This window comes from Kurthia gibsonii, from assembly GCF_006539985.1.
Classification (GTDB): domain Bacteria; phylum Bacillota; class Bacilli; order Bacillales_A; family Planococcaceae; genus Kurthia; species Kurthia gibsonii.
Genome location: NZ_BJOB01000002.1, coordinates 119,832 through 131,711 on the forward strand (window position 1 = coordinate 119,832; position 11,880 = coordinate 131,711).

General features: G+C 33.4%; 6 protein-coding genes. 1 reads left to right on the top strand and 5 read right to left on the bottom strand.

The features are described 5' to 3' along the window. The first annotated feature begins 76 nt into the window (after positions 1 to 76). Positions 77 to 1,627 carry an alkyl hydroperoxide reductase subunit F gene (ahpF, locus tag KGI01_RS01285; RefSeq protein WP_141272627.1) on the top strand — a complete coding sequence of 517 codons (1,551 nt, stop codon included), beginning with the start codon at positions 77 to 79 and terminating at the stop codon, positions 1,625 to 1,627. A 163-nt stretch (positions 1,628 to 1,790) separates the two neighbouring features. Here ahpF and KGI01_RS01290 read toward each other — a convergent pair whose 3' ends face one another. The 5 genes from KGI01_RS01290 to metE all read right to left on the bottom strand — a co-directional run bounded on the left by KGI01_RS01290 (position 1,791) and on the right by metE (position 11,839). Beyond that, positions 1,791 to 2,384, bottom strand: a complete 594-nt coding sequence (locus tag KGI01_RS01290; protein WP_141272629.1) for a 4'-phosphopantetheinyl transferase family protein — start codon at positions 2,382 to 2,384, stop codon at positions 1,791 to 1,793. Further along, a complete protein-coding gene (locus tag KGI01_RS01295) occupies positions 2,350 to 5,883 on the bottom strand; it encodes a non-ribosomal peptide synthetase family protein (protein ID WP_170214693.1) in 3,534 nt (1,177 codons plus the stop codon). Before KGI01_RS01295 ends, KGI01_RS01290 begins: the two co-directional genes overlap by 35 nt. A gap of 85 nt (positions 5,884 to 5,968) precedes the next feature. Next, positions 5,969 to 7,699 (bottom strand): methyl-accepting chemotaxis protein, encoded by a 1,731-nt coding sequence (locus tag KGI01_RS01300; RefSeq protein ID WP_141272633.1) that lies wholly within the window; start codon positions 7,697 to 7,699, stop codon positions 5,969 to 5,971. Positions 7,700 to 8,036: 337 nt separating this feature from the next. Next, positions 8,037 to 9,254 (bottom strand): HAMP domain-containing protein, encoded by a 1,218-nt coding sequence (locus tag KGI01_RS01305; protein ID WP_170214694.1) that lies wholly within the window; start codon positions 9,252 to 9,254, stop codon positions 8,037 to 8,039. A gap of 281 nt (positions 9,255 to 9,535) precedes the next feature. Further along, positions 9,536 to 11,839: a 5-methyltetrahydropteroyltriglutamate--homocysteine S-methyltransferase gene (gene metE, locus KGI01_RS01310; RefSeq protein ID WP_141272637.1), complete on the bottom strand. Its 2,304-nt coding sequence runs from the start codon at positions 11,837 to 11,839 to the stop codon at positions 9,536 to 9,538. Positions 11,840 to 11,880: the final 41 nt, after the last annotated feature.

The following is an 11,880-nucleotide window of genomic DNA, read 5'->3' on the forward strand; positions in this document are numbered from 1 at the left end:
TATATAGTTCCATCGTTTTTTTGCGAAAAAATGATGGAAACATATAATTAGAAGTGAAAAAGCAGCAGTTTCAATTATGTTATTAGACGATCAAATTAAAACACAACTAAAGCAATACCTTGCCATGTTAGAAGGCGACTTAGTTTTAAAAGTACATGTGGGTGAAGATGAAACATCAAAAAATATGTTAGAGCTTGTCCAAACATTAGATGATATGTCACCACGTATTACAATTGAACATGCAGAATTAGAACGTACACCAAGTTTCAGCGTTAATCGCGTAGGTGAAGATACAGGTGTTATTTTTGCAGGTTTACCACTTGGTCATGAGTTCACATCGCTTGTACTTGCGTTATTACAAGTAAGTGGTCGTGCACCAAAAATTGATGAATCAACAGTAAAACGTATTCAAGCGATTAAAGAGCCAATGAACTTTGAAACATATGTTAGCTTAACATGTCATAACTGTCCTGACGTTGTACAAGCATTAAATATTATGTCTGTATTAAATCCAAATATTACACATACAATGATTGAAGGCGGCGCTTTCAAATCAGAAGTAGAAGAAAAAGAAATCATGGCTGTACCAGCAGTTTACCGTGATAAGGATTTCTTTGAAGGTGGTCGCATGACATTAGATGATATTCTAGATAAATTAGGTTCTACAGTTGATGCTGCCGAATTCAATGATAAAGAACCATTTGACGTGTTAGTAGTAGGTGGAGGTCCAGCAGGTGCAAGTGCAGCAGTTTATGCAGCGCGTAAAGGTGTGCGTACGGGAATTGTTGCAGAACGCTTCGGTGGACAAGTAAACGATACAATGTCGATTGAAAATATTATCGGTATAAAAGCAACAGAAGGTCCAAAATTTGTTGCAAGTCTTGAAGCACATGTATTAGATTATCCAGTTGATGTGATGAAAGCACAACGTGTGAAAAATATTGAGAAGAAACAATTAATCGAAGTTGAATTAGAAAATGGTGCAGTTTTAAAAAGTAAAACTGTTATTCTCTCAACAGGTGCTCGCTACCGTCAATTAGGCGTAAAGGGTGAGCAAGAATTTAAAAATAAAGGCGTAGCATATTGTCCACACTGCGATGGCCCATTATTCAAAGGTAAAGATGTAGCAGTAGTAGGTGGCGGTAACTCAGGTGTTGAAGCAGCAATCGATTTAGCTGGAATTGTGAATCATGTAACACTTCTACAAAACACAGGTGAGTTAATTGCAGATACAGTTCTACAAGAACGTTTACGTAGTTTACCAAATGTAACAATTATCACGAATGCTTTAACATCTGAAATTACAGGTGATCGTACAGTGAATGGTATTGAATATATCGATGCTGTAACGAAAGAAAAACATCATGTAGCACTTGATGGTGTATTCATTCAAATTGGTTTATTACCAAATACAGAATTCCTAGAAGGTTCTGTTCAATTGAATGAACGTGGAGAGATTGTTACAGATCGTAATGGAGCAACAGATATCGCAGGTGTGTTTGCAGCAGGTGACTGTGCAAATAGTGCCTATAAACAAATCGTTATCTCAATTGGTGCAGGTGCAACAGCGGCATTGAGTGCATTTGATTACCTAATTCGTCATACAGAAGAGTTAGTAGAAGTATAATACTTTTCCATAGTTAAGCATTAGAAAATAGGCTGGACATAAGAGTAAAAAGCACTTCTCATATGAGCAACAAAAAACTGGAACTGCGCCACAGCGCGGTTCCAGTTTTTTGTTGCGAGCGCTAAAAAGAGAAGTGAAATGTTGTATTCTAGCCTGTTTTATATTACAAATACTTTTCTTCTATCAAAATTAATTTACTTATTTTTTCTTGAGAAGAAACAAATGCATACGATAATTCACCGTATTTTTCTGTTTTCACAAAACAGCGCTCTTTTTGAATTGTCCAATGACTATTCTTTTTTTCGCATTGAATTTTTTGTGGATCAATTCCACGAAATCCTATTGAACGCCATTTAGAATAAGCCTCTTTAATTAACCAAAGTTGTTGAGCTTCTTGTTTGAACATTTTTTGTTCGTATGAACTCATAAAGTACTCAGTTCCTTCTAAAAGAGGTTGTTGTAACTCTAAATCTACCCCGATTTTACAATTAGCGTAGGCAACCATCACATATCCTTCGCAATGTGAAATACTGACATAATAAGGACTGTCAGGTAAGTAAGGTTGCCCATCTTTCGTTTGTCGAATACCATCGACACCTAGATATTTTTTAATCATAATACGTGCAATCAAAGATTCATATGCACGCTTAAAAGAAGTAAACTTACGCACATAAGAACGTTCATCAGCCGTTAATAATGGAAAAAAACTTCTGAAAATCGATTTATTGTATGAAATAGGGGTTAGTAATATTTTCATTTTTTATCTCCGGAAAATAGTGTTGCTGAATTGCTTGTTGAATCATCTGTTCAAAGAATGCTTCATTAGGTTTAGGGCACGTTAATTGGTTCTGTGTCATAAACAATTCGGATTGTGGACATGCATATAATAGAGATGAATTTTTTGCTCCATCGCCTTCTAAGCCAGCCATAGCCAGAGCAAGACCTTCAGCATCTTTTTTAGAATCATCATATAAGAAGTTAATAAACTCTTGTTCATCTACAAGTTCGATTGTATAACCGAATTTTCTAAAGTGTTGTAAAACATCTTTGAATGAAATCAGCGTTGTATTGCAAATGTTGTAAATTCCACCGATTGTATCGTTTGAAAGAGCGATATTTGTAATTAAAGAACTTGCGTAATCAACCATTGTAAAGTCCATCATGAAGTTAACATTCGGTGCTTTTTCTAATAAAATAAATGATTTAAACATACGATATACAGCATTTGAATCAATATTTTTTTGGAATATTCCTGTAGTTGATTGGCAAGAAATATTACCAGGACGATAAATTGTTACAGGAAGACCTTCAGTATGAGCTTGTTGTAACAATTTTTCAGATGCTAACTTACTATTTGTATAAAGACTTTCAACATCTGGTGCATCTAAAATGGAGTCTTTTGTTAAGAAATCGTCCCATTTACCTTCAGATGCTAAATCTTCTTGAATACCTAATGTCGAAACATAATGGAAGCGAATCTCTGTACATTGTTTTGCGAAATCAATTAAATAGGCAGTGCTATCAATATTTGTCTTTTTAAAGTGCTCTGCATCACCAAAGTGACGTACGTCTGCTCCACAGTGAATAAGTGCTTGTACATTTGTTTGTAACCACATAAAATCTTCAGAACTTGCGCCTAAGTTAGGTTGTGTGAAGTCACCTAAAATAATACGTAAAGAAGTATTTCGTAAAAGTTCTTCCACTGGTTGGCTTGGTTCATAATAGCGTAACTGCTCAAGAATACGTTCTAAACCATGCTCTTTTGATGTTGCACGCACAAGTACGGAAACTTCCGTAACCTCAGGATGTTTTAATAGGTCGATTAGTAAGTGTGCACCTAGATAGCCTGTAGCACCTGTTAATAAGACCGATTGCTGTGTAATCGGTTTGAAAACAGTCGTGCTGTGTAATGATTTTGGATGCTCAAACAGTTCTTTTTGTTTCGTCTCTTTTACAACTTCTTCTTGAGCTTCAGCAGTACGTACATAATTAGCAAGTGCTTGAACTGTACGATATTCAAAGAAATCATTAATTTTTAACATAGGGAATTGCTTTTTCAATTGTGTTAAGATTGCTAACACTTTTAATGAATGACCACCAATTTCAAAGAAATCTTCATTTGTGCCAATGTCTTGTTGTAATAATACATCTTGCCATGCTTTTAAAATGATAGCTTCTTCGTCATTTACTGGGGCTAATTGATTCTCTGTATGCTTCAATTGAACTTGCACATCTAATTCACGCTCTTTTAAAGCAGTACGATTAATTTTTCCACTTGGTAATAGAGGGAATTCTTCAAGCTCAATCACATAAGCAGGCAACATATATGCTGGAACTTGTTGTTTTAAAGCATCTACTACCTGTTCAGTTGAATAAGTAACCCCATCTTTTACTTGATAGTATGCCACGATGGATAGATCACCTTGAATCTCTTTTGCGATTATTGCACCATCTGTAATTTCAGGTATTGCAAGAAGATGTTCTTCGATTTCTCCCAGTTCAACACGATATCCACGTATTTTAACTTGCGTATCTTTTCGTCCAACAAATTCAATTTGACCATTCGGTAGTAAACGTACTAAATCGCCACTTCGATACATTCTATTTTCACTATGAGGTGTCATTACAAATACTTCATCTGTTTTTTCAGGAAGATGTAAGTAGCCTTCAGCTAGAGCAGTTGTCTCAATATATAGTTCACCTGTAACGCCTATTGGACAATAAGCCATCCCATCATTTAAGACATGTACACGATAATTCGGTAAAGGCGTTCCAATTGGGATTGTCATCAGATCCTTTGGTAACAGTGTGTCGATTGTATAAGTCGTCGTTAAAACAGAACATTCTGTAGGGCCATATACATTTTTTAAAGGAATAAGACCGAATTTTTCTTGGAAAAGTCGAACCGTATCTAAAGGAAGTGTTTCGCCACCTACACCAAAACATTGTAGACGTTGTAATTTTTCGATATCTTCTTCTGTCGCAAATAAAAGGTACTGTTTTAAAGCACTCATTGGAACCATCATGACATAGTCAATACCATGTTCATGAATTGCTTTTGCAAATAAAGAAATATCAAGTCGCTCTTCTTTAGATAGCATATACAGTGTATTCCCATGGAAAATCATTGGACATAATTCAAGTAAAGATGCATCAAATGTGAGTGTATAAAATTGAGTTAAAATATGATGCTCTGAAAATCCATAGGTTTCTTTTTCAGCATAAGCAAATGTTGCGATACTTTTATGTGGTATTTTCACACCCTTTGGTCTACCGGTAGAGCCAGAAGTGTAGATAATATAGGCGAGATCAGTTGGTTTGACCGTTGGCTTTTTCACAAGTGCTTTTTCTTCGATTTGAGTATACAGTGCCATTGGAATTTGTTCATCCCAAGTAATTACTTTTTCAGTAGTAATCACATCTGTTAATACGAATTTTGCTTGTGTGTCTTTTAAGATATACTCATTTCGTTCGTCAGGATTATCAGGACTAAGTGGTACATAAATGGCTCCAGCTTTCATTACGCCTAACATAGAAATAATCGCTTCCATGCTGCGTTGCATATAAACTGCAACATAATCACCTACTTGAATCCCTTTCTCTATTAATAGTTGAGCAATACTATCTGCTTGTATTTGAATCTCTGAAAAAGTAAGTGTTTTTGTGGCATCTTGTAAAGCAACTTTTTGTGGATACTTTTGTGCCGTCTGATCAAATACATCGTGCATTGTTTGATCGATTGGTGTATCTCGTTCTGTCTCGTTTAATTTTTGATAAAGCTGATGTTCCCATGCAGTCATAAGATTGATTTGAGCAATTTTAATATTCGGATTCTCTAAAATCGCTGCCAAAATAATAGTGTAATACTGTTCATAACGTTTGAAATTTTTTTCGTTTAAAAAGCATGTGTAACTTTCAAAATGATAATTATTTGAAGAAAAGACCAATTTTAAGTCGTTTGACAGATATTCAGTAGATTCTAAAACAACTTGTTTATAAATTTCATCAGCTGTTGAATCTTGAGAAAAAGCCATATGAACCACAGATTGTTTTTGCTCTAATTCAATTGCAAGTTCAATAGAGTCTTCATTTGTTAAGCGGTGCATCCAAATACCAAATGCCGTAATATGCCATTGGATTGAATAATCTAAATTTTTTTTAGCAGATTGATACGTCGAGACATCTGAACGAAAAGATGTATCAATAGGGAATAGAGAATTTTGCGTGATTTTCAAATCTTGTTGTAAAGTAACCAAGTTAATAAACCTCCAATTTTTCATAATTCATACAGTTATATTGTGAAAAAGGGTGAGAGATCTTTCAATCTCTCACCATGTTTTGTTAGCTTTTCACATCAGAAACTAATTGTTCTAATTCAGATACGATATCATTCATTGTTTTTGTTGACTCAACAATTTTACTAAATGAAACTTGTTGATTACGAATGTTGTGTTTGATTTTTTGACTTGCATCACTATTTTCAGTTGATGTATGTGCAAGTTGTTCAAAAATTACAGCTACTTCCTCGTTTTCAGCAGCGATTTCTTCAATTGCGGCTGATACTTCCTGGATACTACTTGAAACATGTGATGTTTGTGACAGAATATCTTGGAAAATGGCACCCATATTTCCAACTAATAATGAACTTTCAGAAACAAGAGCAGCTTCTGTACGGAATGATTGTACAGCTTTTTCTGTTTCTACTTGTACATCTTGGATGAGTGTCTCAATTTGTTTAGCTGATTTTGAAGATTGTTCAGCTAATTTACGGACTTCGTCTGCCACTACAGCAAACCCCTTACCATGTTCACCGGCACGTGCAGCTTCAATTGCAGCATTTAATGATAATAAATTCGTTTGATCTGCAATATCTGTAATTAATTGAACAATACTACTAATTTCTAATGAACGATTTTTAAGTGATGAAACATTATTCTCAGAATGTTGAGAAGAATCTTTTAGTTTCACCATTTGATTTTTCAATACATTAATTGCCTCTGTGCCTGCTTTTGCATGGTCTTCTGTTGTGAGAGATAACTCTGTTACGTTCATAACATTATTTGTAATGGAGTCTACAGAACGAGAAAGTTCTTGAATCGAAGTCAGAACTTCAGTAGTGGATTCATTTTGATCTTGTAATCGACCTGTAATTTTATCTGTATAGTTTGTAATTTCTTCTAATGTTTGATTCACTTCATCAGCTTCTTTATAAAGTCGATTTGCTTGAATACTAGAAGCAGTTGACGATGAACGAATGGAATCTAACATACCACCAATTGTTTCACTCATTGTATTGAATTGCTTCGATAATTGTCCTAATTCATCATCTCCTTCTTTTAAACGAACAGAATAGTTACCTTCACTTACAAGAGCCATACTTTCTTTCATCTCTGTAATAGGACGGAATAGCTTGCTCATAAATGCGTATTGAATAGCACATACGAGTAATAGTAGTCCAATTAAAATGAAAATGGTTGTTTTGATTTTTTTATATTCACCATTTAAATAAGAACTTGCATCAAAATCGACCCCGTAATACGCAAACATTTCACCATTCTCATCAAAAAGTGGCTTTAAAACCGTCAACCATGTACCAAAATTATCAGAATAAATATCTGAAATTGTTTGTTGTTTTGTTTTTTTCATGTCAGCAATTGCGTCTGCAATCACTTTTGGTTGTGTATAGATATCGCCAATATGTAAATCTGACTTATCGAAATCATCCATTAAGAAGGTGGGGCCAGATATAACACTAGTACCCGTTCCATTCTCCAATTCCACTCCAAAGATATAACCTTGTGCAACTTGAGGTTGATATTGAGCTAGACGATCAAAGTGAGCTACTATTTCTTTTTGAATATTTTCGTCTTTAGTTTGAACTAATTTTTCTACATCTTCTGTTTTAATATCTTGTGACCAAGCTTTCACTGTATCTTTTGATACATTTGTCAGTCGATCGACAGTCGCATTCATACTCATAAAATAGTTAATAGTTGTCAAAATAATAGCTACTAAAATCGTAATAATTGAAGCGAATAAAATATTTTTCATTTTTAAAGATAATTTTTTCATGTTTACTCCTTTTTTACATACATTTTATTATAGTACTAATATAACATTACGGTCATTAAAAGTTAATACTTTATACTCATTCTAAAAATTCAAAAAAAAATAAAAAATGGTATTTGTATAATTTAATGGCTTTAAAAAGCGTTATAATTATCTTTTTAATGTAAAAATAAGTATTTTTTAATATAAAACGAGGAAGAAAAATCCATTAAAACAATAAAAAAACAATGAAAATTTTTTAACGTAAGTAAATAAAATGATTTTTTTAGTTAAAAAAACACAAAAAAAGAACTTTCCTCTAATTAATGAGTCAAAGTTCTGTAAGTGAAAAATTAATATTTTAAGATAGTTGATTAGATATTTCAAAAAAGTTTTTATAAATCGCTGTATAAATTTTTTGAGAGAGTACTGGGTTATGAATAATTGCAATAATACCCTTGTATAGAACATCTTGGTTTGGTTTTTCTATATGAATCAATTCGGATAGAATTTCTTTTTCTGTAGTATTCATCCGTCCTCTTAAATTCATGCTATTTAACCATGTAGAGAGTGATAGAATCATATATGGGTTAGCTAATTTAGCGATTTTTTGATGTTGTTCTTCTTGTAATAGTACTCGTCTAATATATGGATTTAAATCTTTTTCATTTTCTAAGAAAGAATGAATATCCATAGATAATAACATAGATTGTTTTGATAGTTGACCAAGGTTCGTTGGCTCCATACCATATAAATTTACAGGCTTTTTCTGTTGTTCGTCGAGTTGTGTTAATAAGATGTTTAGCTGTTTGGATAACTTACCTAACTCATCTTCACTTTCTTCTAAACGAACAGAATAATCTCCTTTATTTAAACGAGCGATTTTCTTTTGCATAATCGTAATGGGACTAAATAGACGATTCATAAAGAAAAGCTGTATTAAACAAACAACAAGTAAAAGAACAACTAAAATAATAATCGTTGTTTTAATTTTATTATATTCTCCTAAAAGATATGCGTTAGCATCAAAATCTATTCCGTAATAGGCGAACATTTCACCATCTTTATTAAATAAAGGCTTTAAGACCGTAATCCATGTACCAAAACGATCGGTATAAATTTTAGAGTATGTTTGTTTTTTCGTTACTTTCATATCTGCAATTGCATCCGCAATGACTTGTGGTTGTGTATAAAAGTCGCCAATTAACAAGCCCGATTTTTCAAAGGCGTCCATAAGGAATGTTGGGCCTGAGATGACACTTGTTTGACTCCCGTTACGCAACTCGACACCAAATAAATAGCCTTGAGCAACTTGCGGTTGGTAATTGGCTAATTTATCAAATTTTGCAATCATTTTTTTTTGTAGTTCTTCATCATGTGTTGCAACAAGCTTTTCGACATCCGATGTTAATACTTCTTTTGACCATGCTTTCATCGTACGTTCTGAATCTGTAGAGAGACGACTCACTGTTGCATTCATATTCATATAGTAGTTAATGGAAGTAATGATTAAAGAGACTAAAATCGTAATAATCGATGCAAATAAAATACTTTTGGATTTTAATGACAAATATTTCATTGAATCTCCCTTGTCTCGTGGAATAATAATATACATAACCATACCACTTTATATTAAAGAAGTTAATACTTTCGGTTCAATTTTCACTAATTAAAATAAAACAAAAAGTGTACAAATAAAATGATTAGCATAGTATATATTACTTTACGAAATTGATAGAATTTGATGCATGCAAAAGATTTATAAGCATAAAAAGTAAAAATCCTTAGAATAATATATAATTCAATCATTCTAAGGATTCTTTAGATTTAAATTATTTTATGTTGAAAATTTGAGGTGAGTTAAAGTGAAATAGGTTGTTTTTTAATCTGGCTTCTTAATTGCTTTGCAGCACTTACCATATTTTTTAGTGCGTCAACGGTTTCTTTTTCGCGACGTGTTTTAAGTCCGCAGTCTGGATTAATCCAAAATCTTTCTTTTGGAATGATATTCAAACTATCTTCTAAAATCGTATACATTTCTTCTACACTCGGTACCCGTGGACTATGAATATCATATACACCTAAACCAATACCATAAGGATAAGGTGTATGCTGTAATGAGTGAATTAGTTCACCGTGACTACGTGAAGTTTCTAATGAAATAACATCTGCATCTAGTGCAACAATCGGTTCAATAAAATCATTAAATTCACAATAGCACATGTGTGTATGAATTTGCGTACTTGGTTGAACGGCAGCTGTAGCTAATTTAAATGCATTGATTGACCAATCTAGGTAATCTTGTTGACGCGACTGTCGTAATGGTAAACCTTCTCGTAAGGCAGGTTCATCGACTTGAATGATTTGGATACCACTTTTTTCGAGTGCAAGAATCTCTTTTTTAAGTGCAAGTGCAATTTGGATAGCGACTTTACTACGTTCGATGTCATCACGTACAAATGACCAATTTAAAATGGTGACAGGTCCCGTTAACATTCCTTTGACTAAACGATCTGTTTGTTCTTGAGCATCGGTTGTTTCTTTAACAGTCATCGGTTCAAGCCATTCAATATCGCCATAAATAATAGGGGGTTTTACACAACGCGAACCGTAAGATACAACCCAAGCTTTTTTAGTAAATGCAAACCCAGCTAGTTTTTCTCCGAAATATTCCACCATATCTGTTCGTTCAAATTCACCATGAACTAATACATCTAAATCTAAATCTTCTTGAATTTTAATCCAGCGATTTGTTTCTGCACGTAATTGAGTTTCATAAAGCTCTGTTGAAATTTCTTTTTTACGCCATTGCGAACGTATTTTTTTGATTTTTTCTGATTGTGGAAAGCTTCCAATAGTTGTTGTTGGAAAATCAGGTAAGCGTAATCTATTTTTTTGTGTAATAATACGTTCTTCGAAAAGCTGTGAACGATTAAAATCTTTCTTGTTAAGTTGTTTGATTTCTTGTGCAACAGTCGAGTTATTCCGAGATACATCGGTAGCTAGTTTTTCAATAACCATTAAATTTTCTTTTATTATAGATGGGGTTTCAAAAGATTGATTACGAATATAATAAGTGATATGACGCAATTCATCTAATTTTTCATCTGCAAATGCAAGTGCATTATATAAGACAGTTGGCAATGCTTTTTCAGCAGCAGTTGTGACAGGTGAATGTTGTAAATTACAAGAAGGTTGTAGCCACAATACTTTTGGCGAAACTAATTGTAAGATAGCTTCAACTTTTTGTGTGACCTCTTTTAAAGAGCTGACCCAAATATCACGACCATTAATAATACCAGCAGCTAACACTTTATTTCCTGGGAAACTGTATTGCTTGATTGCTTTTAAATTATCTTTGTATCCATGAACAAAATCCAATCCAATACCTGCTACAGGTAGTTGTACAATTCTTTCATATTGTGGAATTGCTTCAAAATAAGTGGAAATCATTAAATTCGCACTTGGTACATGATCAGCTAATTGTTGATAGATCACATCAATTAATTGTAGTTGTTCTTCGTCTAACTCTTGCGTGAACATTGGTTCTTCAAGTTGAATCCATTCAGCTCCTGCATCTACAAGTTGTTGAATTACTTGTTCGTAAAGTGGTAATAGTTGCAAAATAAAAGACGCGACTGTTTTTTCACAATAGCCTTTTGTTAGCTGAATAAAAGAGTATGGACCAATAAATGTTGGTTTTGGATTTGTTGATAAAACAGATTTTGCTTCATTGAATAAATCAAGTAAGTAGTTGTGTCCTAATGATAGTTTTTGTTGTTCGTATTCTGGAACGATGTAATGATAGTTCGTATTAAACCATTTCGTCATTTCGCACGCAATGGTTGTGTCTGAACCACGTGCCATTGCATAATATGTTTTCAATGAAGGTTCTGATTCTAATGTATGATATCTCTCGGGAATTAGGCGGAACATAAAAGCTAAATCTAACATACGATCATAATAAGTAAAGTCACCGACTGTTATTTGTTCAATTCCTTTATCTTGTTGTTTTAGTAAATTTGCTATGCGTTGATTTTTTAATTCTTTTTCAAATTGACTTTCTGAAAGTTGTTGATTCCAAAATTGTTCTACGGTTCTTTTCCATTCGCGATTTTCACCAATATATGGATACCCAATCGTTGTACTTGATACAGTTGTCATTATAAAACCCTCCTTTTGAATTTACATAAACCAAAATAAAA